At 76.1% G+C, this 26,443-nt stretch carries 1 protein-coding gene and 2 pseudogenes; all 3 read right to left on the bottom strand.

Translation table 11 applies throughout. From position 1 onward, the window contains the following. Positions 1-10,809, bottom strand: a pseudogene (locus ACLQ22_RS30230) (type I polyketide synthase); the annotation flags it as partial. Between the two features lie 61 nt (positions 10,810-10,870). Further along, positions 10,871-21,232 carry an SDR family NAD(P)-dependent oxidoreductase gene (locus tag ACLQ22_RS30225; protein ID WP_425695307.1) on the bottom strand — a complete coding sequence of 3,454 codons (10,362 nt, stop codon included), beginning with the start codon at positions 21,230-21,232 and terminating at the stop codon, positions 10,871-10,873. A 4-nt stretch (positions 21,233-21,236) separates the two neighbouring features. After that, positions 21,237-26,426: pseudogene (locus tag ACLQ22_RS30220) on the bottom strand (type I polyketide synthase); the annotation flags it as partial. Positions 26,427-26,443: the final 17 nt, after the last annotated feature.

The following is a 26,443-nucleotide window of genomic DNA, read 5'->3' as shown; positions in this document are numbered from 1 at the left end:
TCAGGCGGCGCCGAGTTCGTCGTCGATGAACCGCAACAGCTCGTCGGCGGAGGCGGTCTTCAGCACCAGGCCCACGTCCGGTCCGTCGGGTTCGGCGTCCACGTCGGACCTGCCACGCCAATTCGACATCACCGCGTGCAACCGTTCGGTAATCCGTGCCTTGACCGCGTCCTCCAGGCCCGCCGCGCCGGCCTGGGCGAACGAGCGTTCCAGCCGGTCCAGCTCGGCCAACAGCCCCGCGGCCGGGTCCACCTCGGCCGGGGCCAGCCCGGCCAGCAGGTGGTCCGTGAGCGCCGTGGCGGTCGGATGGTCGAACACCATGGTGGCGGAGAGCTTCAGGCCGGTGGCCGCCTTCAGCCGGTTGCGGAACTCGACCGCGGTCAGCGAGTCGAAGCCCAGCTCGGTGAACGGCCGGTCGGGGTCGACCGCGCCCGCCCCGGCGTGCCCGAGCACGGCGGCGGCCTGTGCCTTGACGAACTCCAGCGCGGTGTGCCGCCGCTGCGGGCCGCTCTGGCTCGCCAGGAGATCCCGCAGCGCGCCGGGCGACTGCGTCGACTGCTCCACCGACCGTCGGGACGGGCCCCGCACCAGGCCACGCAGCAGCGCGGGCAGCACGCCCGCCCGGCCCAGCTCGCGCAGCGCCGCCGGGTCCACCGGCATGGGCACCAGCAGCGGCTCGTCGATCAGCTCCGCCGCGTCGTACAGCGCCATGCCCTGCTCCACCGACAGCTCCAGCAGCCCGACGCGGGCCATCCGGGCGCGGTCGTTGGCGTCGAGGTGCGCGGTCATCCCGCTCGCCTCGCTCCACAGGCCCCAGGCGAGCGAACGGGCGGGCAGCCCGGCCGCCCGGCGCCGCGCCACCAGCGCGTCCAGGAAGGTGTTCGCCGCCGCGTAGTTGCCCTGCCCGGGGCCGCCCATCGTGCCGGCCGCCGCGGAGAACACGACGAACTCGGCCAGCTCGGCGTCCAGGGTCAGCTCGTGCAGGTTGACCGCCGCGTCGACCTTGGGCCGCAGCACCGCCTCGACCTGCTCCGGGGTCAGCGCGGCCACCAGGCCGTCGTCGAGGACGCCCGCCGTGTGCACCACGGCGGTCAGCGGGTGCGCGGCGGGCACCCGGGCCAGGGTCCCGGCCAGCGCCGCGCGGTCCGCCGCGTCGCACGCCGCGACGGTGACCTGCGCGCCGTACGAGGTCAGCTCGGCCACCAGCTCGGCGGCCCCCGGCGCGTCGGGGCCACGACGGCTGGTCAGCAGGAGGTGCCGCACCCCCCGCCGGGTCACCAGGTGCCGCGCCAGCAGACCGCCGAGGGTGCCGGTGCCGCCCGTGACGAGCACCGTGCCGTCGGGGTCCCGCCGGGGCGGCGCGGTGAGCACGAGCTTGCCGACGTGCCGGGCCTTGGACATGAACCGGAACGCCTCCGGGGCGCGCCGGATGTCGTACGGCCGCACCGGCAGCGGCGTGAGGTCGCCCGTGCCGAACAGGGCGACCACGTCGCGCAGGATCGCGCCGACCCGGTCCGGATCGATGGCGAGCAGGTCGAACGCCTGGTAGGCGACGCCCGGGTGGTCGGCGGCAACCCGGTCCGGGTCCCGCACGTCGGTCTTGCCCATCTCGACGAACCGGCCGCCCGCGCCGAGCAGGCGCAGCGAGGCGTCGACGAACTCCTTCGCCAGCGAGTCGATCACCACGTCGATGCCGGCCGCGCCGAAGCGCTCCTCGAACTCCAGCGTGCGGGAGTTACCGATGTGCGTGTCCGGCAGCCCCATCCCGCGCAGCGCGTCCCACTTGCCGGTGCTGGCGGTGCCGTACACCTCCGCGCCGAGGTGCCGGGCGAGCCGGACCGCCGCCATGCCGACGCCACCGGCGGCGGCGTGCACCAGCACCCGCTCCCCCGGCTTCACCTGCGCCAGGTCGACGAGCGCGTAGTAGGCGGTGCAGAACGCGATCGGCGTCGACGCCGCCGTGGCGAACGACCAGCCCGACGGCACCGGCACGACCATCCGCGCGTCGGTGACCACCTCGGTGCCGAAGGCGCCGTAGAACAGGCCCATGACCCGGTCGCCGACCGCGACGCCGGTCACGTCCGGCGCGGTCTCGACGACCACGCCCGCCCCCTCGCCGCCCATCACGCCGCCGCCGGGGTACATGTCGAGGGCGATCAGCACGTCCCGGAAGTTCAGACCGGCGGCCCGCATCGCGATGCGCACCTGGCCCGCACCCAGCGGGCGCGGCTCCTCCGTCTCGGGCAGCAGCGCGAGGTTGTCCAGCGTGCCGCGTTCGGTGACGTCCAGCCGCCAGCGCCCGGCCGGCGGCGCCGCCAGCGCGGAGCCGCCCGCGGCGCGGGCGAGCCGTGGGGCCAGCAGGACGCCGTCGCGGACGGCGAGCTGCGGCTCGTCGGCCGCGACCGCCGCCGCGAGCGCCCGGTGCGGCTCCCGGTCGTCGACGTCGAGCAGGACGAAGCGGTCCGGGTGCTCGCTCTGGGCCGACCGGAGCAGGCCCCACACCGGCGAGCTGGCCAGGTCGGGGGCCGCCTCCCGCACGCTCACCGCGTCCCGGGTGACGACGACCAGCCGGGCGTCGGCGAACCGCTCGTCGGCGAGCCACTCGCGCAGCACCGCGAGGGTGTCGTGCACGACCCGGTGGGCCGCCCCGGCGGGGTCGTCGGCCGTGCCGGCCGCGCAGGGCAGCACGACCAGGGCGGGCGTCGGCGCGCCGTCGGCCACCCGGGCCCGCAACGTCGCCAGGTCCGGGTAGGTGTCGGTGACGAGGCCGGCGTCCTGCGGCAGGGTGCACCCGCCGAGCGCCGCCCAGCGGACGTCCGGCGCGGCCGCCGGCGCGGCGACCGGGGTCCACTCCAGGCGGAACAGGGCGTCGTGGTGCGTGCCCGGCTGCGCGGGGGCGGTGGCCTCCCGCAGCACCAGCGACTCGACCTCGGCGACCACGGTGTTGCTCTGGTCGGCGACGGTCACCGCGACGGTGTTCCGGCCGCGCGGACGCAGCCGGACGCGCAACTCCGTCGCGCCGACGGCGTGCACGGTCACGCCGCTCCACTCGAACGGCAGCAGCGCCTCGGTGCCGCTGGTGACGAGCGCGAGCGGGTGCAGGGCGGCGTCGAGCAGCGCCGGGTGCAGGCCGTATCCGGCCGCCGTCCGGGCGGCCTCCGCCGGCAGGGCCACCTCGGCGAAGATCTCCTCGCCCTGCCGCCACACCCGGCGTACGCCCTGGAACGTCGGGCCGTACGTGAGACCGGCCGCGGCCAGGGTGGCGTACAGCTCGTCGGACGCGACGGGCTCGGCCGCCGGCGGCCACGCGGTGTCGAAACCGCCCGCCGGCTCCGCGGGGGCGAGCAGGCCCACGCCGTTGCGCACCCACGGCGCCGCGTCGGTGGCGACCCCGTCCGGCCGGGAGTGGACGGTCAGCTGCCGCTGCCCGTTCCCGTCGGGCGCGCCGACGCGCATCTGCACCTGGACCCCGCCCTTGTCGGGCAGGACCAGCGGCGCGGTCAGGGTCAGCTCCTCGACCCGCCCGCAGTCCACCTCGTCGCCCGCGCGGACCGCGAGGTCCACGAGCGCGGTCCCGGGCACGAACACCTGCCCGCCGACGCGGTGGTCGGCCAGCCACGGGTGCGCGGCCACCGAGATGCGGCCGGTGAACAGCAAGCCGTCGGTGTCGGCCAGCGCGACCGCCGCGCCGAGCAGCGGGTGCTCGGTGGCGGCGAGCCCCAGCCCGGCCGCGTCGGCGGTGGCCGTGCCGACGGCCGGCCAGTACCGCTCGTGCTGGAACGGGTAGCCGGGCAGCCGGACCCGCCGCGCGCCCTCGACCCCCCACGTGGGGTGCACGCCGTGCACGTGCGCCTCGCCCAGGGAGAGCAGGAAGCGCGCCAGGCCCCCCTCGTCGCGGCGCAGCGAGCCGACCACGGTGGCGGCGGCCTCCGCGTCGTCGATGACGTCCTGCACGCCGATGGTCAGCACGGGGTGCGGGCTGACCTCGACGATCGTGGTGACGCCCGCGTCGAGCAGGGCCCGGATGGCGGGCTCGTACCACACGGTCTGGCGCAGGTTGCGGTACCAGTACTCGGCGTCCATCGCGACGTCGTCCAGCCAGCGGTCGTCCACCGTCGAGTAGAGCGGCACCTCGGGCCGGCGGGGCTCCAGCCCGGCCAGCACGTCGCGCAGCTCCTCGTGCAGCTCCTCCACGTACGCCGAGTGCGACGCGTAGTCCACGTCGATGCGCTTGGCGCGCACGCCGTCGCGCTGGCACTCGGCCAGCAGCTCGTCGAGGGCGTCCAGTTCGCCGGCCGCCACCGTCGAGCGCGGCCCGTTGACGGTCGCCACGGTCACCCGGCCGGCGAAGCGCTCCAGCCGCTCCCGCACCTCGGCCACCGGCAGCGGCACGGAGACCATGCCGCCCTTGCCGGACAGGCGCAGCAGCGCCCGGCTGCGCAGGGCGACGACCCTGGCCGCGTCCGCCACGGAGAGCGCGCCCGCCACGCAGGCGGCGGCGATCTCGCCCTGGGAGTGCCCCACCACGGCGGCGGGCTCGACCCCGTGGGAGCGCCACAGCGCCGCGAGCGACACCATGACGGCGAACAGGACGGGCTGGACGACGTCCACCCGGTCCAACCCCTCCCCCCGCCGCAGGACGGCCTCGAGGGACCAGTCGACGTGCGGCGCCAGCGCCGCCTCGCACTCGGCCATCCGCGCGGCGAACACCGGGGAGGCGTCGAGCAGCTCCACGGCCATGCCGATCCACTGCGAGCCCTGCCCGGGGAAGGAGAAGGCCACCTTCCCCGGCGTGCCGGCGGCGACCCCGGTGGCCAGGTTCGGCGCGGGCTCCCCCGCCGCGAGCGCGGCGAGGCCGGCGCGCAGCTCGTCGGGCCCGCCCACCACGACCGCGCGGCGCGGGTGGGTGGCCCGCAGGGAGAGCGAGTACGCCAGGTCGCGGGGCGCCACCCCGGCCAGGAGCGGTTCGATGTCGGCGGCCTGCCGGCGCAGCGCGCCGTCCGAGCGGGCGGAGAGCACGAGCGCGACCGGCCCGTCGTCGTACGACCGCTCGGCCTCGGGCGCCTCCGGGGCCTCCTCGATGACGAGGTGGGCGTTGGTGCCGCTGAACCCGAACGACGAGACGCCGCCGCGACGCGGGTGGCCGTTGCGTCGCCACGGCTGCGGTTCGGCCAGCAGCCGCACCCCGCCCGACCAGTCGACGTGCGCCGTCGGCTCGTCCACGTGCAGGGTCCGGGGCAGCTCGCCGTGCCGCAGCGCGAGCACCATCTTGATCACCCCGGCGACGCCGGCGGCGGCCTGGGTGTGCCCGATGTTCGACTTCACCGAGCCCAGCCAGAGCGGCCGGTCCCCGGCGCGGTCCCGGCCGTAGGTGGCGAAGAGCGCGTCGACCTCGATGGGATCGCCCAGCGTCGTGCCGGTGCCGTGCGCCTCCACCACGTCCACGTCGGCGGTGGAGAGTCCGGCGTCGGCGAGCGCCTGCCGGATGACCCGCTGCTGCGCCGGCCCGTTGGGCGCGGTCAGCCCGTTGGACGCGCCGTCCTGGTTGACGGCGGTCCCGCGTACCACGGCGAGCACCTCGTGGCCGGCGGCGAGCGCGTCGGAGAGCCGCTCCAGCACGACCACGCCGATGCCCTCGCCCCAGTTGGTGCCGTCCGCGCCGGCCGCGAACGCCTTGCAGCGCCCGTCCGGGGCGAGCCCGCGCATCCGGCTGAACTCCAGGAACGCGCCCGGCGTCGACATGGCGGTCACGCCGCCCGCGACCGCCATCGCGCACTCGCCCGAGCGCAGCGCCCGCACCGCCAGGTGCATCGCGACCAGCGACGACGAGCAGGCGGTGTCCACCGTCACGGCCGGGCCCTCCAGCCCCAGCACGTACGAGAGGCGACCGGACATGATGCTCGCGGCGTTGCCGGTGGCCATGAAGCCTTCCGCGCTCGCCCCGGCCGCGCCGGTGATCCGGGCGTAGTCGATGTTGTTGGCGCCGACGTACACCCCGGTCGCGCTGCCGCGCAGCGTGGTCGGGTCGATGCCGGCGTCCTCGAAGGCCGCCCAGGACGCCTCCAGCACCAGCCGCTGCTGCGGGTCCATGGCCTCCGCCTCGCGGGGGCTGATGCCGAAGAAGGCCGCGTCGAAGCCCGGCAGGTCGGCGAGGAAGCCGCCCTCGCGGACGTAGCTGGTCCCGGAGTGCTCCGGGTCGGGGTGGAACAGACCGTCGAGGTCCCAGCCGCGGTCGGTGGGGAACGGGCCGATGCCGTCGCGACCCTCGCGCAGCAGCGTCCACAGCTCCTCCGGCGAGCTGACGCCGCCGGGGAAGCGGCAGCTCATGCCGACGATGGCGATCGGCTCGTCGGCGGCGACGGTGCCGACGACCACCTCGGTGCGACCGGTCTCCAACAGGTGCTCGGCCAGCGCGACCGGGGTCGGGTAGTCGAAGGCCACGGCCGCGGAGAGCCGTACGCCGGTGGCCTCCACCATCCGGTTGCGGAACTCCACGGCGGTGACCGAGTCGAAGCCCAGTTCCTTGAACGCGGAGGCCGGTTCGACCGCCTCCGGGCCCGCGTAGCCGAGCGTGAGCGCGACCTGGGTGCGGACCAGCCCGACGACGTGGTCGAGGCGCTCCGCCTCCGGCAGGTCGGCGAGGCGGCGGGCGAAGTCCGACGAGGTGGACGTGTCGGTCGGCGCCTCGTCGGCGACCGCCTCGGGGATGGCGTCGAACAGCCGGCTCGGCCGCAGCGCGGTGAACGACGGCACGAAGGTGGCCCAGTCCACGTCGGCGAGCAGCACGTCCGTGTCGCCGGCCGCCAGGGCGGTACGCATGGCCGCGACGGCGCGCTCCGGCGCCATCGGCGCCAGGCCCCGCTTGCGCAGCGAGGCCGAGATCTCGTCGTCCACCAGCGTGCTCTCGGCCCACGGTCCCCAGGCGAGGGCGGTGGCCGGCTGTCCCCGGCCGCGCCGGGCCTCGGCGAGGGCGCACAGGTGGGCGTTGCCGGCGGCGTAGGCGGCCTGGCCGCCGCTGCCCCAGACGCCGGCCACGGAGGAGAAGAGCACGAACTCGTCGAGGTCCCGCTCGGCGAAGATCGCGTCGAGGTTGGCGGCGCCGGCGACCTTCGCGGAGACGACATTGGTGAACTCGGCGAGGTCCATGTCCACGATGCCGGTGAGCTGGGCCAGCCCCGCCACGTGCACCACGGCGCGCACGTCGGGGTAGCGGTCGACCACCGCCTCCAGGGCCGCCCGGTCGGCCACGTCGCAGGCCACGACGTCGACCTCCGGGCCCAGCCCGCGCAGCTCGTCGAGGAGTTCGGCGGGGGCGGTGCCGCGCCGGCTCAGCAGGACGAGCCGCTCGGCGCCGTGCCGCGCGTACAGCCGGGCGACCTCGATGCCGAGGGTGCCGGTGCCACCGGTGACCAGGACGGTGCCGGACGCGCCGCGCCAGCGCGGGTTGCCGCTGACCGGCGCGCGGTGCAGCCGGCGGACGAACACCCCGTCCGGGCGCACCGCTACCTGGTCCTCCCCGATGCCGGCGAGCACGCCGGCCAGCGCGGCGGCGCAGCGCCCGTCCAGCTCGGCGGGCAGGTCGACCAGGCCGCCCCAGGTGTCGGGCAGCTCCAGCGCGGCGACCCGGCCGAGGCCCCACACCTGCGACTGCGCGACGCCGGTCACCGGGTCGGCCGGGGAGGTGGTGACGGCCCCACGGGTGAGGCACCACAGCGCGACGCCCCGCCCGGCGAGCGTACGGATCAGGTCGAGGGTGGCCGCGGCGCCCGCCGGGACGCCGGGGTGCCCGGGCAGGAACGCCTCGTCGAGCGCGAGGAGGGAGACCACGCCGGCGAGTTCCCCGTCGAGGTGGTCCGCGACGGCGGCCGGGTCGGTGGTGACGACGGTGGCACCGTGCGCGGCGAGCGCGTCGGCGACCGCGCCACCCGCGTCGCCCGTCACCGCCGGCTCGGGAACCACCAGCAGCCAGGTGCCGGCCAGCGCCGCCGGCGTGCCGCCGGGGCGGCGCTCCCACCGCGCCTGGTAACGCCAGCCGTCCAGCGCGGACCGCTCCTGCCGGCCCCGGCGCCACGCGGAGAGCGCGGGCAGCACCGACGCCAGGGGCGCCTGCGGGTCCACGTCGAGCGTGGTGACCACCGTGTCGAGGTCACCGCTGTCCACCGCCGCCCACAGGCCGTCGTCGTCGCCGGCCTCGCCCACGGCGGCCGGCTCGACGCTGTCCTGCCAGAAGCGCTCGTGCTGGAAGGCGTACGTCGGCAGGTCGACCCAGGACGGACCGGACCGGTGGTAGAACGCCTCCGGGTCGATCGTGACGCCCCGGGTCTCCAGCCGTGCCAGCGCCTCCACCAGGGCGGGCGGCTCGTCGCGGTCCCGGCGCAGCACCGGCGTGGCCAGCACGTCGCCGTCCAGGCAGTCGGCCGCCATGGTGGCGAGCACCGAGTCCGGGCCCAGCTCGAGGAACGTCGTGACGCCGGTCGCGGCGGCGGCGCGTACCGCGTCCGCGAAGCGCACGGTCGCGCGGACCTGCCCGACCCAGTACTCCGGGGTCGCCAGTTCGTCGCCCGCCGGCGCGCCGGTGACCGTGGAGACCAGCGGGATCGTCGGCGGCGCGTACGAGATCGTCTCGGCCACCGCCCGGAACTCCGCGAGCATCGGGTCCATCAGCGGCGAGTGGAAGGCGTGCGACACGGTCAGCCGCCGGGTGCGCCGGTCGGCGAACCGCGCGGCCACCGCCGCCACCGCCTCCTCGGTGCCCGAGACGACCACCGAGTCCGGCCCGTTGACGGCGGCGATGTCGGCGTCCGCGCCGAGCAGCGGCGCGACCTCGTCCTCGGTGGCCTGCACGGCGAGCATCGCCCCGCCCGCCGGCAGGGCCTGCATCAGCCGGCCCCGGGCCGCGACCAGGCGGGCCGCGTCGGCGAGCGGGAACACCCCCGCGACGTGCGCGGCGGCCAGTTCGCCGATCGAGTGCCCGGCCAGGACCGAGGGGGTGACGCCCCAGGACCGGACGAGCCGGTACAGGGCCACCTCGACGGCGAACAGGGCGGGCTGGGTCCAGCCGGTCCGGTGCAGCTCCTCGGTGTCGAGGACCTCGCGCAGCGGCCGGTCCAGGTGCGGGTCCAGGGCGGCGCACACCTCGTCGAACGCCGCCGCGAACTCCGGGTACGCCGCGTACAGCCCGCGGCCCATGCCGAGGCGCTGCGCGCCCTGCCCGGAGAAGAGCATCCCGACCCGGCCGTCCGTCGCCCGGCCACGGACCAGGTTGGCGGCCTGCTCGTCGCGGGCCAGCGCGGCCAGGCCGGCGGCCAGTTCCTCGGCGGTGCCGCCGAGCACCGCGGCCCGGTGCGGGAAGCGGGACCGGGTGGTGGCCAGGGCGTAGCCCAGCTCGGCCGGCTCCACCTGCGACACCACGGCGGAGAGCCGCCGTGCCTGGTCCCGCAGCGCGTTGGCGTCGCGGGCGGTGAGCAGCAGCGACGTCACCGGCGCGGCGGCCGGCTCGGGCGCGGCGGCGGCCGGCGCCTGCTCCACGATCACGTGCGCGTTGGTGCCGCTGAACCCGAACGACGAGACGGCGGCCCGGCGCGGCTGCCCGGTACGCGGCCACGGCGTGGCGGCGGTCAGCAGCCGGACGTTCCCGGCCGTCCAGTCGACCTGGTCCGACGGCTGCTCGGCGTGCAGGGTCGCGGGCAGGACGCCGCGCCGGATCGCCTCCACCATCTTGATGACCCCGGCCACCCCGGCGGCGGCCTGGGTGTGGCCGATGTTCGACTTGACCGAGCCGAGCCAGAGCGGGTCCTCCCGGTCCTGGCCGTACGTGGCGAGCAGCGCCTGCGCCTCGATCGGGTCGCCGAGGGTCGTGCCGGTGCCGTGCCCCTCGACCACGTCGACCTGGCGCGTCGACAGGCCCGCGTCGACCAGCGCGGCCTCGATGACCCGCTGCTGCGACGGCCCGTTCGGCGCGGTCAGCCCGTTCGACGCGCCGTCCTGGTTGACCGCGGAGCCCCGCACGACCGCCAGGACGCGGTGACCGTGCGCGAGCGCGTCCGACAGCCGCTCCACCAGCAGCACGCCGGCGCCCTCGGCGAACCCGGTGCCGTCGGCGTCCGCCGAGTACGAGCGGCACCGTCCGTCCGGCGACAGGCCGCGCTGGCGGGAGAACTCGACGAACGTCAGCGGCGTCGCCATGACCGAGACGCCGCCGACGAGCGCGAGCGTGCAGTCGCCCCGACGCAGCGCCTGGATCGCCAGGTGCAGCGCCACGAGCGACGACGAGCAGGCGGTGTCGACGGTGACCGCCGGCCCTTCCAGCCCCAGCGTGTAGGCGACCCGGCCGGAGACCACGCTGCCGGAGCTGTTGCTGCCCAGGTAGTCGTGGTACATCAGGCCGGTGAACACGCCGGTCGGGCTGCCGGCGAGCGAGGCGGGGTCGATGCCGGCGCGCTCCAGGGTCTCCCACGCGACCTCCAGCAGCAGCCGCTGCTGGGGGTCCAGGCCGATTGCCTCGCGGGGGCTGATGCCGAAGAACGTCGGGTCGAAGTCGGCCGCGTCGTACAGGAAGCCGCCGCGCGAGGTGTAGGAGGTGCCCTCGCGCAGCGACTGGGGGTCGTACAGCGACTCCAGGTCCCAGCCGCGGTCGGTCGGGAACGCGCCGGTGGCGTCGGTCCCGGACTCCACCAGCCGCCACAGGTCCTCGGGACTCGCCACGCCCCCGGGGTAGCGGCAGGCCATGCCGACGATCGCGACCGGCTCGTGCGCGGACGCCTCCACCTCGTGCAGGCGCTGCCGGGTCTTCTGCAGGTCGACCGTGACCCGCTTCAGGTAGTCCCGGAGCTTGTCCTCGTTAGCCACTAGGGTCGCCCTCCTCGCACTGTCATGAGATCCCGAGTTCGCTGTCGATGAGAGCGAAGACCTCGTCGTCGGTCGCGGATTCGATGTCGTTGCCGGTGGACGCGGGCTCGCCGCCCAGCTTCGAGAGCACGTCGCGCAGCCGCAGGGACAGCCGCGTACGGGACTGCTCGTCGACGTCCGACAGGACCGCCTCGAGGCGGTCGAGTTCGGCGAACGCGGCCAGCACCGCGTTGGTGTCGCCCGCCTCGCCGGAGAGTTCGGCCCGCAGGTACGCGGCCAGGGCCTTCGACGTCGGGTGGTCGAACACCAGCGTCGCGGGCAGCCGCAGCCCGGTCGCCGCGTTCACCCGGTTGCGCAGCTCGACCGCGGTGAGAGAGTCGAAGCCGAGCTCGTTGAACGGCCGGTCGGCGGCGACCGCGCCCGGGTCCGGGTAGGCCAGCACCCCCGCCACCTGGATACGCACCAGGTCGAGCAGGACGGCCTCGGCCTCCTCGGCGTCCCGGCCCGCGAGCCGCTGCCGCAGCGCGTCGGCCGCTCCCGCGTCGGTGTCGGCCGCCCGTCTGGCGGGCACCCGGACCAGGCCGCGCAGCACCGGCGGCACCATGCCCGCGACGGCGCGTTCCCGCAGGGCCCGGTGGTCGAGCTTGATGGGCGCCACCATGCCCCCGGTGTGCAGCGCCGCGTCGAACAGGGCCAGCGCCTCCTCGACGGCGAGCGCGCCGACGCCGGAGCGCGACATGCGCCGCAGGTCGGCCTCGGTCAGCTGCTCCGCCATGCCCGCCTGCTCCCAGCGGCCCCAGGCCAGCGACACGGCCGGCAGGCCGTTCGCCCGCCGGTGCTGGGCGAGCGCGTCCAGGTAGGCGTTGCCGGCGGCGTAGTTGCCCTGGCCCGGTCCGCCGAGCACCCCGGAGGCCGACGAGAACAGCACGAACGCGGTCAGGTCCCGGGTCAGCTCGTGCAGGTTCGTCGCGGCGTCGACCTTGGGCCGCAGCACCGGGTCGATCCGGTCCGGGGTGAGCGAGGTGATGACGGCGTCGTCGACGACGCCGGCCGTGTGCACCACCCCGCGCACCGGGTGCGCCGCGAGCAGCGCGGCGAGCGCGTGCCGGTCGGCGACGTCGCACGCGGCGACGGTGACCTCGGCCCCCAGGGCGACGAGTTCGTCGCGCAGCTCGGCCGCGCCCTCGGCGGCGGGGCCGGTGCGGCTGACCAGCACCAGCTCGCGGACCCCGTGCCGGGTGACCAGGTGCCGGGCGACGAGCCCACCGAGCGCGCCGGTGGCGCCGGTGACCAGGACGGTCCCCTCGAAGGCGGTCGCGGCGGTCTCGTCGGTGGCGCCGGCCCGCGCCAGGCGGGGCACCAGGACCTCGGCGCCGCGGACGGCGAGCTGCGGCTCGTCGGAGCCGAGCGCGGCCGACAGGCCGGTCCCGGTGCCCTGGTCGTCGACGTCGACCAGGACGAACCGGTCGCCGTGTTCGGACTGCGCGGACCGCACCAGGCCCCAGGCCGCCGCACCGGCGAGGTCGGTGACGTCGCCGTCGGGACGGGTGGCCACCGCGCCGCCGGTCAGGACGGCGAGGCGGGCGGCGGCGAACCGCTCGTCGGCGAGCCACTGCTGCGCGAGGGCGAGGACCTGATGGGTGGCCGCGCGGGCCCGCGCGTCCTCCGCGACGCCCCGGTCCGGGGCGCACCGCGCCACCACCACGTCGGGCACCGCGGCGCCGGCGTCGACGGCGGCGGCGAGGGCCGCCAGGTCCGGGTACGCGGTCGCGTCGAGGCCGTCGATCCGCTCCCCGAGCACCGCGACGGTACGCGGCCGGGGCGAGGCGGTCAGCGGCGTCCAGTCCAGGCGCAGCAGCGACTCGTGCCGGTCGCGGCGCAGCGCCGCCAGCTGTTCGGGCGACACCGGCCGTACCGCCAGCGCCTCGACCGAGGCCACCGGGGCGCCGGTCGCGTCGGCCAGGGTGATGGCCGCCGTGCCGTCGCCCGGCACGATCCGGGCCCGCAGCCGGTTGGCGCCCGCCGCGTGCACGGTGAACCCGCGCCACGAGAACGGCAGCACCGGGTCGCCGTCGCCGGTCGACGCCACCGCGTGCAGGACGGCGTCCAGCAGCGCCGGGTGCAGGCCGAAGCGGCCGGCATCGTCGTGGGCCTGTTCGGGCAGGGTGATCTCCGCGAACACCTCGTCGCCGCGCCGCCACGCCGCGGTCAGGCCCTGGAAGACCGGGCCGTAGCGCAGGCCGCGCGCGAACAGGTCGTCGTACGCCGTGGCGACGTCGACCGGCTCCGCGTCCGGCGGCCAGGCCCGCAGGTCGGCGCCGGCGGCCCCGGCCGGGGTCAGCCGGCCCACCGCGTGGGTGGTCCACCCGTCCCCGTCCTCGATCCGCGAGTGGACGCTGACCTCCCGGCCGCCGTCCGGCGCCGGTTCGCCCACCGCCACGCGCACCTGCACGCCGCCGGAGTCCGGCAGCACCAGCGGCGCCTCCAACGTCAGTTCCTCGACGCGCGGGCAGCCGACCTCGCGGCCGGTGTGGGCCGCCAACTCGACCAGCGCCGCACCGGGCAGCAGCACCACGTCCGCCACCGCGTGGTCGGCCAGCCACGGGTGGGTGGTCAGCGCGAGCCGGCCGGTGAACACCGCGCCGCCGTCCGGCAGCTCGACCGCCGCGCCCAGCAGCGGGTGGTTCGCCCGCGTCTGGCCCAGCCCGCTCGCGTCGCCGGTGCCGGCGCCCGCCCGCGGCCAGTACGGCTGGTGCTGGAACACGGACGTGGGCAGCTCCACGGTCCGCCCCGGCACCACCGAGGGCCAGTCGATGGTGGTGCCGCGCACCGCGAGCCGGGCCAACGCGGTGGCCACGGTCTCCGGCTCGGCGCGGCCCTTGCGGCACACCGGGATCCACTCGCCCTCGGCCACGTTCCGGCCGAGCGCGGTCAGCACCGCGTCGGGGCCGATCTCGAGGAAGGTGGTGACCCCGGACGCGGCCAGCGTGGCGACCGCGTCGGCGAACCGGACGGGCTCGCGCACCTGCCGCACCCAGTGGTCGGTGTCGAGGATGGTGGGCTCGCCCGTCACCGTCGAGACCAGCGCGACGGCCGGCTCCCGGCAGTCCACCTGGGCCACGACCGCGCGGTACCCGTCGAGCATGGGGTCCATCAGCGGCGAGTGGAACGCGTGCGACACGGTCAGCCGCCGCGCCCTGCGGCCCTTGCCCGACAGCTGTTCGGCCACGGCGAGGGTGGCGGTCTCGTCGCCGGAGAGCACCACCGACTCCGGCCCGTTCACCGCGGCGACGGCGACCGTAGGCGGCAGCAGCGGCGCGACCTCGTCCTCCGTGGCGCGTACGGCCACCATCGCGCCGCCGGTGGGCAGCGCCTGCATCAGCCGGCCGCGCGCCGCGACGACCCTCGCCGCGTCGGCGAGCGACCAGACGCCCGCCACGTGCGCCGCCGCCAGCTCACCGATCGAGTGCCCCGCCACGAAGTCCGGCCGCACACCCCACGACTCGAACAACCGGAACAGCGCCACCTCCACCGCGAACAACGCCGGCTGCGCCCACCCCGTCAGGTGCACGTCCTCCGTGCCCAGCACCTCCCGCAACGGCCGCTCCAGGTGCTCGTCCAACGCGCCGCACACCTCGTCGAACGCCGCCGCGAACACCGGGAAGCCCATCAGCTCCCCCGCCATCCCGACCCGCTGCGCCCCCTGACCGGTGAAGAGCACCGCGAGCTTCCCGCCGTCGACCGTGCCGGTCACCACCTGGTCGTCGAGCAGCACCGCGCGGTGCGGGAACCCGGCCCGCCCGGTGGCGAGCGTGTACGCGACGTCGACCGGGCGCAGCGTCGGGTCGGCGGCGACGTGGGCGCGCAGCCGCGGGATCTGCTCCCGCAGCCCCTCCTCGGTCCGCGCGGAGAGCAGCCACGGCGTGAACGGCACGTCCGGCTCGTCGGCCGGCGGCGCCGGGTCGGCCTGCTCAAGTACGACGTGGGCGTTGGTGCCGCTGATGCCGAAGGACGACACGGCGGCGCGCACCGGGCGGTCGGCGGCGGTGAGCGGCGTGGCGGCCGAGGCGACGCGTACCGCGCCGGCGGACCAGTCCACGTGCGGCGAGGGCTCGTCCACGTGCAGGGTCTGCGGGAGCACGCCGTGCCGCAGCGCCAGCACCACCTTCATGATGCCGGCGACGCCGGCGGCGGCCTGCGTGTGCCCGAGGTTCGACTTGACCGAACCCAGCAGCACCGGCGCGGCCCGTTCCTGCCCGTACGTGGCGAGGACGGCCTGCGCCTCGATCGGGTCGCCCAGGGTGGTGCCGGTGCCGTGCGCCTCCACCACGTCGACGTCGGACGGGGACAGCCGCGCGTCCGCCAGGGCGGCCCGGATCACCCGCTGCTGCGACGGCCCGTTGGGCGCGGTGAGCCCGTTGGAGGCGCCGTCGGAGTTCACCGCCGAGCCGCGCACCACGGCCAGTACGGGGTGCCCGTGGCGCCGGGCGTCGGAGAGCCGCTCGACCACCAGCACGCCGACGCCCTCGGAGAGCGACGTGCCGTCGGCCGCGCCCGCGAACGACTTGCACCGCCCGTCGGGGGCCAGGTTGCGCTGCCGGGAGAACTCCAGGAAGGTGCCCGGCGTCGACATCACCGACACGCCGCCGGCGAGCGCGAGGGAGCACTCCCCGTTGCGCAGCGCGGAGACGGCGAGGTGCAGGGCGACCAGCGACGACGAGCAGGCGGTGTCGACGGTCATCGCCGGGCCCTCCAGCCCGAACGTGTACGAGATCCGGCCCGAGATCACGCCGCCGGAGTTGCCGGTGGAGAGGAACCCGTCGACGGACTCGGCGGAGGCGCTCAGCACGGTGCCGTAGTCGTTGTACATGACGCCCGCGTACACGCCGGTCCGGCTGCCGCGCAGCGTGGTCGGGTCGATGCCGGCCCGTTCCAACGCCTCCCACGAGGTCTCCAGCAGCAGCCGCTGCTGCGGGTCCATCGCCAGCGCCTCGCGCGGGGAGATGCCGAAGAAGCCGGGGTCGAAGTGGGCCACGTCGTGGAGGAAGCCGCCCTGGTCGACGTAGCTGGTGCCCGACGTGTCCGGGTCGGGGTCGAAGAGCGCGTCGAGGTTCCATCCCCGGTTGGTGGGGAACGGCCCGATGGCGTCGCCGCCGCCGACCAGCAGCCGCCACAGGTCCTCGGGGGTGCGCACGTCGCCGGGGAAGCGGCAGGCCATGCCGACGATCGCGACCGGCTCGTGGTCGTGCCGGGCCACGGCGACGTCCGCCGTCGCGGTCCGCCCGCCGGCCAGCTGCTCCACCAGGTGCCCGGCCAGCGCCTCGGGCGTCGGGTAGTCGAAGACCAGGGTCGCCGGCAGCCGCAGCCCGGTCGCCACGCCGAGCTGGTTGCGCAGGTCGAGCGCGGTGAGCGAGTCGAAGCCCAGTTCCTTGAAGGGGCGGCCCGCCGGCAGCCGGTCCGCCCGGGCGTAGCCGAGGACGGACGCGACCCGGGTGAGCACCGCCTCCAGCACGACCTCGGTCCAGCGCTCGGCGGGCACCTCGGCCAGCCGCTGGGCGAGGGAGGAGCCGCCCACCGCCCGGCGGGCGGGGGCGCGGACCAGGCCGCGCAGCAGCTCCGGCGGTTCCCGGTCGTCCCGGCCGAACGCGGCGAGGTCCACCGGCACCGGCGCCAGCAGCGCGTCGGCCGTCCGGATCGCGGCGTCGAACAGCGCCAGGCCGTCCTTGCTGGACAGCTCGCTCATGCCGCTGCGCGCCATCCGGCTCAGCTGCGCGCCGCCCACCTCGGCGGTCATCTCGCTGCGCTCGGCCCACAGCCCCCAGGCGAGCGAGTGGGCGGGCAGTCCCGCGGCCCGGCGTCGCGCCGCGAGCGCGTCGAGCAGCGCGTTCGCCGCCGCGTAGGCGCCCTGGCCGGGGCTGCCGAAGATGCCCGCCGCCGAGGAGAACAGCACGAAGGCGGTGACGTCGCCGGCCAGCTCGTGCAGGTGCCAGGCCGCGTCCACCTTGGGGCGCAGCGCCTCGGCGAGCCGCTCCGGGGTGAGCGTGGCGATGGTGGCGTCGGCCATCACGCCCGCGGTGTGCACGACGCCGGTGACCGGGTGCGCCGCGAGCAGGGCCGCGACCTGGTCGCGGTCCGCGACGTCGCACGCCAGCACCGTCACGGTCGCGCCCAGCTCCGCGAGTTCGTCGCGCAGCTCCTCCGCGCCGGCGGCGGCGAGGCCGCGGCGGCTGGTCAGCACGAGGTCGCGTACGCCGTGCGCGGTGACCAGGTGGCGGGCGACCAGCCCGCCCAGGGTGCCGGTGCCACCGGTGACGAGCACCCTGCTGTCCGGGCCGAACACCGCCGGCCCGGCGACGTCCTGCTCGGGCACCCGGGCCAGGCGGGGCGCGCGCACCACGCCGTCGCGGACGGTGAGCACCGGCTCGCCCGTCGCCAGCGCCGCCGCCACCAGCTCGTCGGCGGTGTCGTCGGCCTCCAGCAGGACGATCCGCCCCGGGTTCTCCGCCTGCGCGGAGCGGACCAGGCCGTGCACCGCCGCGCCGGCGAGGTCGTCCGGGCGGGTCACCACGACGAGCCGGGTCTCGGCCTGCCGGGCATCGGCGAGCCACCGCTGGATCGTGCCCAGCGCGTACGCCGTCAGGTCGGACACCCCGGAGATGCCGGGCGCGTCGGAGAAGCACGGCAGGAACAGCGTGTCGGCGGCCACGTCGGCCAGCGCCACCGGCGGCGCGCCGAAGACCGCCGTGCCGCCCAGGGTCTGCCACGTACCGCGCTCGCCCCGGCCGGCGGTCAGCGGCGCCTGCTCCAGCCGGAACAGCGACTCGACGAAGCCGCTGCGTCCCTTGAGGGCCTGCGGGGCCACCGTGCGTACGGTGAGCGCCGCCACGGTGGCCACCGGGGCGCCCGTGTGGTCCGCGAGGAGCAGGGTCGCGCTGTCCGCCCCCGTCCTGGTGAGCCGGACGCGCAGGCTCGTCGCGCCGGCCCCGTGCAGCGTCACGCCGTTCCAGGAGAACGGCAGCTTCGCCGCGCCGTCCCCGACGTCCGCGGCGAGGGCGTGCAGGGCGACGTCGAACAGCGCCGGGTGCAGGCCGAAGCCGTCGACGTCGATCCCCTGCGGCAGGGCCACCTCGGCGAACGTCTCGTCGCCCCGCCGCCACGCCGCCCGCAGGCCCTGGAACACCGGGCCGTACTGGAGGCCGAGGCCGGCGAGCCGGTCGTACAGGTCGCCGAGGTCGACGGCCGACGCGTCGGCGGGCGGCCACTGGGTGAGGCGCTCCCCCGCTCCCGTGGCGGCGGCGAGGACACCGGTGGCGTGCCGGGTCCACATGCCGATCTTCGCCTCGGTGTCGGTCTGCCCGTAGACGCCGAGCGCGCGGCGGCCGTGCTCGTCCGGTGCCTCCACGGTGAGCCGCAGGGCCACCCCGCCGTGTGCCGGGACGACGAGCGGGGAGGTGATGACGAGTTCCTCGACGGCCGGGCAGCCGACCTCGTCGCCGGCCCGCACGGCAAGTTCGACCAGCGCCGTGCCGGGCAGCAGGACGGTGTCCAGGACGGCGTGGTCGGCCAGCCACGGGTGCGTCTCCAGGCTGATCCGGCCGGCGAGCACGACGAGGTCCCGCTCCGGGACGGTGAGCGCGGCACCGAGCAGCGGGTGACCGACGACGTCGATGCCGAGGCCGCGGGCGTCCACGGCGGACGCCGCCGCGAGCTGCCAGTACCGCTGGTGCTGGAACGCGTACGTCGGCAGCGGGGCCGGGACGCCGCGGGTGTGCCGGGAGAAGTCGACGGCGACCCCACGGACGTACGCCTCGGCCAGGGAGAGCAGGAAGCGCGACAGGCCGCCCTCGTCGCGCCGCAGCGAGGCGACGAGCGCGGCCGGGGCGTCGGCGCGGTCCAGGATCTCGCGTACGCCCATGCCGAGCACGGGGTGGGGGCTGATCTCCACGAGGACGTCGTGCCCGTCGGCAAGCAGGCGGTCGATCGCCTCCTCGAACCGGACCGTGCCGCGCAGGTTCGCGTACCAGTACCCGGCGTCGAGGGTGGCGGTGTCGACGACCTCGCCGGTGAGCGTGGAGTACAGCGGCACGTCGGCGCTGCGCGGCCGGACGTCGGCGAGGACGCGCAACAGCTCGTCCCGGATGGCCTCGACCTGCGCGGAGTGCGAGGCGTAGTCCACCGGGATCATCCGCATCCGCACGCCGTCGGCCTCGCACGCGGCCAGCAGCTCGGCGAGGGCGTCGGGCTCGCCGGAGACGACGGTGGCGGCGGGACCGTTGACCGCCGCGACGGAGATCCGCTCGCCCCACCGGGCGAGGCGCTCCTGCACGTCGGCCCGGGGCGCCGCCACGGAGGCCATGCCGCCGCGCCCGGCCAGCCCGGCGGCGATCGCCCGGCTGCGCAGCGCGACCACGCGGGCGCCGTCGTCGAGGCTGAGCGCGCCGGCGACGACGGCGGCGGCGATCTCGCCCTGCGAGTGCCCCACCACGGCGGCGGGCCGCACGCCGTACGACCGCCACAGCTCCGCGAGCGACACCATCACGGCGAACAGCACGGGTTGCACCACGTCCACCCGGTCGAGCGACGGCGCGCCGGGCACACCCCGGACGACGTCCAGCAGCGACCAGTCGGTGAACGCGTCGACGGCCCGCGCGCACTCGTCCATCCGGTCCGCGAACACCTCGGCGGTGTCCATCAGCTCGACGGCCATGCCCGCCCACTGCGAGCCCTGGCCGGGGAACATGAAGACGACCCGGGGCTCGTCGCCCAGCGCGGCGCCGGTGGCGACGGTCGGCGCGGGTTCGTCCGCCGCGACGGCGGCCAGAGCGGCCCGCAGCTCGGCGGGGTCCGCGCCGACCACGACCGCCCGGTGCTCGAACCGGGCGCGCGTCGCCAGGGCGGCGGCGACGTCGGCCGGGGCGGCGGGGTGCAGGTCGAGGTGGGCCGCCAGCCGGGCCGCCTGGTCGCGGCGGGCCTCGGGCGTACGGCCGGAGAGCACCCAGGGCACGGGCCCGGTCGCCGCCTCGGCGGGCGGCGCGGTCTCCTGCGCGGGCGGCTCCTCGATGATCACGTGGGCGTTGGTGCCGCTCACGCCGAACGACGAGACGCCGGCGCGGGACGGCTCGGCGCCCCTGGGCCAGGCGACGGCCTCGGTCAGCAGGTCGACCGACCCCTCGGTCCAGTCGACCTGGTCGCTCGGGGCGTCCACGTGCAGCGTCTTCGGCAGCAGCCGGTGCCGCATGGCGAGCACCATCTTGATGATGCCGCCGACGCCGGCGGCGGCCTGGGTGTGACCGATGTTGGACTTGACCGAGCCGAGCCACAGCGGCCGGTCCCGGTCCTGGCCGTAGGTGGCGAGGATGGCCTGGGCCTCGATCGGGTCGCCCAGGGTGGTGCCGGTGCCGTGCGCCTCGACCACGTCGATCTGGTTGGCCGACAGCCGCGCGTTGGCCAGCGCCGCCTGGATGACCCGCTGCTGCGCCGGCCCGTTCGGGGCGGTCAGGCCGTTGGAGGCGCCGTCCTGGTTGACCGCCGTCCCGCGGACGACGGCGAGCACCGGGTGCCCGTTGCGCCGGGCGTCGGAGAGCCGCTCCACGATCAGCATGCCGACGCCCTCGGCGAAGCCGGTGCCGTCGGCGGCGGCGGCGAAGGACTTGCACCGGCCGTCCGGCGACAGCCCGCGCTGCTTGGAGAACGCGACGTAGGTCTCCGGGGTCGCCATCACGGTGACCCCGCCGGCCAGCGCGAGCGAGCACTCGCCGTTGCGCAGGGCCTGCACGGCCAGGTGCAGGGCGACCAGCGACGACGAGCACGCGGTGTCGACGGTGACGGCGGGCCCCTCCAGGCCGAAGGTGTACGCCACCCGGCCGGAGGCGATGGCGCCGGTGGCGTTGTTCTCCGCGTAGTCGTGGTACATCATCCCGGCGAAGACGCCCGTGTCGCTGCCGCGCAGCCCGGTCGGGTCGATGCCCGCGTTCTCGAAGGCCTCCCACGAGGTCTCCAGCAGCAGCCGCTGCTGCGGATCCATGGTCAGCGCCTCGCGCGGGCTGATCCCGAAGAACTCCGGGTCGAACTCGGCCGCGTCGTGCAGGAAGCCGCCCTCGCGGGTGTACGACCGCCCCGGCGTGCCGGGCGTGGGGTCGTAGAGTTCCGCGACGTTCCAGCCGCGGTCGGTGGGGAAGCCGGTGATCCCGTCCCCGCCGGCGGCCACGAGGTCCCACAGGTCGTCGGGGGTCCGCACCCCGCCGGGGTAGCGGCAGGCCATGCCCACGATGGCGATCGGCTCGCGCAGCGTCGAGTTCAGCTTGCGGTTCTGCTCCCGCAGCCACTCGTTCTCCTTGAGCGAGGCCCGCAGCGCGGTGACGAGCTTCTCCTCCGAGTTGGCCATGTGGTCAGCTCCCCGCTTCCGTCGTCGCTTCACCGAGGTCGGCGAGCGCCATGCTGATCAGTGCGTCGGCGTCCATGTCGTCGATGGATCCGCTGGGTGCGGCGTCCGGCTCGGCGGCGGCGACCCGTACGCCGCCCAGTTCGAGCAGGCTGTCCATCAGGCCGGCGTCCCGCAGCCGGCTGAGGGGGATGGCGAGCAGGATGCGGCGGACCTCGTCCTCGGGCAGCCCGCCGTCGCCGCCGGTGTCGGGGACGAGCCGCTCGTACAGCAGCTCGGCGACCGCGCGGGTGTTGGGGCGGTCGAAGGTCAGGGTGGCGGGCAGCCGCAGGCCGGTCGCGGCGTTGAGCTGGTTGCGCAGCTCCAGCGCGGCGAGCGAGTCGAAGCCCAGCTCGGTGAAGGCGCGACCGGGGTCGACGGCGTCGGGGTCGCGGTGCCCGAGCACCGTCGCGACGTTCGTGCGGACCAGGTCCAGCAGTAGGTCCGCGCACTCCGGGCCGGACCTGCCGGCCAGGCGCGCGGCGAGGCCGTTGCCGGTGGACGCCGCCCGCCGGGTCCGGGGGCGCACCAGGCCGCGGTAGAGCGGACCGTCGACCACACCGAGGTCGAGCCCGATGGGTACGAGGACCGGCGCGGCGCAGGTCAGCGCGGCGTCGAAGAGCCGCAGGGCCTCGTCGACCGGCAGGGCGCGTACGCCCGCCTGGGCCAGCCGCTGCCGCTCCGCGGCGGTCAGCTCGCCCGCCATCCCGCCGTCCCACATGCCCCACGCCAGGGACTGCCCGGTCAGGCCGGCCGCCCGGCGGCGCACGACCAGCGCGTCCAGGAACGCGTTCGCGGCGGAGTACGCCGCCTGGCCCGCGTTGCCGAACACGCCCGCCGCCGACGAGAACACCACGAACGCCGACAGCCCCGTCCCGGCCGTCGCCTCGTGCAGGTGCCACGCCGCGTCCACCTTGGGCGCCAGCACCCGGTCCAGGCGCTCCGGCGACAACGACGCCAGCAGACCGTCGTCCAGCACGCCGGCAACGTGCATCACCGCCGACAGCTCACAGCCGGCGACCAGCGCCGCCACCGCGTCCCGGTCGGCCACGTCGCAGGCCGCCCACCGCACCGACGCGCCCGACGAGGTCAGCTCCGCCGCCAGCTCCGCGGCGCCCGGCGCGGTCGCGCCCCGACGGGACACCAGCAGCAGGTCACGCACCCCGTGCACCGTCACCAGGTGCCGGGCCACCACCGCGCCCAGCGCGCCGGAGGCACCGGAGACCAGCACCGTCCCGGAGCCGAAGTCCGTGTCGACCGGGTCGGCGGTGGTCGCCCGGGCCAGCCGGGCGGCGTGCGGGACGCCGTCGCGGACCACGAGCTGTGGCTCGTCGTCGGCCAGCACCACGTCGCCGTCGACCAGGACGACGCGGTCGGGGTGCTCGGCCTGGACCGAGCGGACGAACCCCCACACGGCGGCGCCCGCGAGGTCGGTGACGTCCTCGCCGGGCAGGGCCACCGCCCCCCGGGTACGCACGACGATGCGCGCGCCGGTGGGTTCGGCCAGCCACGACGTGAGTTCGTCGAGGACGCGGTGCAGCACGGCACGGACGCCGGCCGGGGTGTCCGCCGGGGCGGGGCCGGGCGGGAACGTGGTCGTGTCGAGCACCCGCACGTCCCCGTCCTGCTCCCCGGCGGCCGGCACGGGGGTCCAGGTCAGCTCGTACAGCGAGTCGTGGTGGCCCGGGCGGGCGTCGAGCGCGCCTACCGGCCGGGTCTCCAGCCTGCCCACCGACACCACGGGGGCGCCCGTGCCGTCGGTCGCGGTGATCGCCCAGCCGGATTCGACCGGGACGATCCGGACCCGCAGGGCGGTGGCGTTCGTGGCGTGCAGCACCACCTGCTGCCACGAGAACGGCAGCACGGCGCTCCCCGTACCGGCCTGGTCGGCCAGCAGCGGGGCGTGCAGGGCCGCGTCCAGCAGGGCGGGGTGCAGCGCGAAGCGCTCGTCCGCCTCGGGGAGGGCGACGTCGGCGAACAGTTCGTCGCCGCGTTCCCACACGGCCGTGACGCCACGGAACGCCCGCCCGTACTCGTAACCCCGGTCGGCGAGCCGGTCGTAGGCGTCGGTCAGGTCGACCGGCCGGGCGTCGGCGGGGGGCCACTCGGTCACGGTGTCCGGCACGGTGACCGCCTCCGCGGTGACGAGTCCGGTGGCGTGCGCCGTCCAGGTCTCGGTGTGCTCGCCGCGCGAGTGGATCTCGACGGTGCGGCGGCCCTGCTCGTCCGGCTCGCCGACGCGCAGCCGCAGCTGCACCGCGCCGTCGGCGGGCAGGACCAGCGGGGCGACGGTGGTCAGCTCCTCCACCACCGGGCAGCCGACCGCGTCCGCGGCGTGCACCGCGAGTTCGACAAGCGCCGCACCCGGGACGAGCACGGCGCCGGCGACGACGTGGTCGGCGAGCCACGGGTGGGTGCCGGTCGACAGCCGGCCGGTGTAGACGACGCCGTCGAAGTCGGGCAGCGCGACGGCCGCGCCGAGCAGGGGGTGCTCGGTGTCGGCGAGCCCGAGCCGGCTCGCCGCCCCGGTCGCGGCCGCGTTCTCCACCCAGTACCGCTGGCGTTCGAAGGGATACGTCGGCAGGTCGGTGGTCCGGGCGCCGGCGAAGAAGGTGGGCCAGTCGACGGGGACGCCGTGGGTGTGGAGGGCGGCGACGGCCCTGACGAGGGTCGCGGTTTCGGGTTGTCCGCGGCGCGTGGTGGCGATGGCGGTGGTGTCGCCGGTGGCGGCGGCCGTGGCGAGGACGGTGTCGGGGCCGATCTCGAGGAAGGTGTCGACGTTGCAGGTGGTGGTGAGGGTGGTGATGGCGTCGTGGAAGCGGACGGTGTGGCGGACCTGGTCGACCCAGTAGTCGGGGGTGGGGGTGAGGGGTCGGCCGGTGACGGTGGAGATGACGGGGATGGTGGGTTGGTGGTGGGTGATGGACGCGGCGACGGCACGGTAGTCGTCGAGCATGGGTTCCATCAGGTGGGAGTGGAAGGCGTGGGAGACGGTGAGGCGTTTGGTTTTGTGTCCGAGTGTGGCGAGTGTTTCGGCGGCGGTGTGGGTGGCGGTCTCGTCGCCGGAGAGGACGAGGTCGGTGGCGGTGTTGATGGCGGCGATGCCGACCCCATCGGTGAGGTGGGGCGCGACCTGGTCTTCGGTGGCCTGTACGGCGATCATGGCGCCGCCGGTGGGGAGGTTCTGCATGAGGCGGGCGCGGGCGGTGACGAGGGTGGCGGCGTCGGTGAGGTCGAGGATGCCGGCGATGTGGGCGGCGGTGAGTTCGCCGATGGAGTGTCCGGCGAGGTGGTCGGGGCGGATGCCCCAGGATTCGACGAGTCGGTAGAGGGCGACTTCGAAGGCGAACAGGGCGGGTTGGGTGTAGCCGGTCTGGTGCAGCTCGTCGGTGTCGATGACCTCGCGTAGGGGCCGGTCGAGGTGCTTGTCCAGGACGGCGCACACCTCGTCGAACGCGGCGGCGAAGACGGGGTACGCGGCGGCGAGTTCGGCGCCCATGCCCAACCGCTGCGCCCCCTGCCCCGTGAACAGGAACGCGAGCCGCCCGCCCGTGCCCGCCGGGGTCGGCTGCACGCCGGCCTCCAGCGCGCGTACCAGCTCCTCGGTGTCGCGGCCCACCACCGCGGCGCGGTGCTCGAACGCGGTGCGCCCCACGGCCAGCGTGAACCCGACGGCCAGGGCGAACCCGGCGTCCTGGGGGTCGCGGCCCGCCACCGCGCCGGCGAGGCGCGCGGCCTGTGCCCGTACCGCCTCCGGCGTCCGTCCGGAGAGGACCCACGGGATCACCGGCGGTTCGGCCGCGGCGGCCGGCTCGGGGGACTCCGCCGGCTCCGGCTCCTCCAGCACCACGTGGGCGTTGGTGCCGCTGATGCCGAACGACGACACGGCGGCACGCCGCGGACGGTCGCCGGCGGGCCACGCCACCGGCTCGGTCAGCAGCGACACCGCCCCCGCCGACCAGTCGACCTTCGGGGACGGCTCGTCGACGTGCAGCGTGCGCGGCAGCAGCCCGTGCCGCAGCGCGCCCACCATCTTGATCAGGCCGGCGACGCCGGCCGCGGCCTGGGTGTGACCGATGTTCGACTTGATCGAGCCCAGCCACAGCGGTCGGTCCCGGTCGCGCCCGTAGGTGGCCAGGATCGCCTGCGCCTCGATCGGGTCGCCCAGGACGGTGCCCGTGCCGTGCGCCTCGACCACGTCGACCTGGCTCGCCGACAGCCGCGCGTTGGCCAGCGCGGCCCGGATGACCCGCTGCTGCGCCGGCCCGTTCGGGGCGGTCAGGCCGTTCGAGGCCCCGTCGGAGTTGACGGCCGTGCCCCGGACCACCGCCAGCACCCGGTGGCCGTTGCGCCGCGCGTCCGACAGCCGCTCCACCACGAGCACGCCGACGCCCTCGGACCAGCCGGTCCCGTCGGCGGCGGCGGCGAACGACTTGCACCGGCCGTCCGGCGACAGCCCGCGCTGCCGGGAGAACTCGATGAAGGTCTCCGGGGTCGCCATCACCGTCACGCCGCCGGCCAGCGCCAGCGTGCACTCGCCGTTGCGCAGCGCCTGCCCGGCCAGGTGCAGGGCCACCAGCGACGACGAGCACGCCGTGTCGACGGTGACCGCCGGCCCCTCCAGCCCGAACGTGTACGCCACCCGGCCCGAGGCGATCGAGCCCGTGGAGCTGTTACCCGCGTAGTCGTGGTACATCATCCCGGCGAACACGCCGGTGGCACTGCCCCGCAGCCCCGCCGGGTCGATGCCGGCGTTCTCCAACGCCTCCCACGAGGTCTCCAGCAGCAGCCGCTGCTGCGGGTCCGTGGTCAACGCCTCGCGCGGGCTGATCCCGAAGAACTCGGCGTCGAAGTCCGCGGCGTCGGGCAGGAAGCCGCCCTCCCGGGTGTACGACCGGCCCGGGGCGCCCGGGTTCGGGTCGTACAACTCCCCCACGTTCCAGCCCCGGTCCGTGGGGAAGCCGCCGATCCCGTCGCGTCCGGCGGCGACCAGCTCCCACAGGTCCTCCGGCGTACGCACGCCCCCCGGATACCGGCACGCCATGCCGACGATCGCGATGGGCTCGTGCGCGGCCTCCTCCGCGTCGCGCAGCTTCCGCCGCGTCTCGCGCAGCTCCGCTGTCGTCCGCCGGAGGTAGTCGAGCAGCTTTTCCTCGTTGTCGGGCATCGACGTCA

The sequence above is a fragment of the Micromonospora sp. DT178 genome (assembly GCF_049841695.1).
Classification (GTDB): Bacteria; Actinomycetota; Actinomycetes; order Mycobacteriales; family Micromonosporaceae; genus Micromonospora.
Note: the sequence above shows the minus strand (reverse complement) of the source record. Positions and strands in the feature narration are given on the sequence as shown.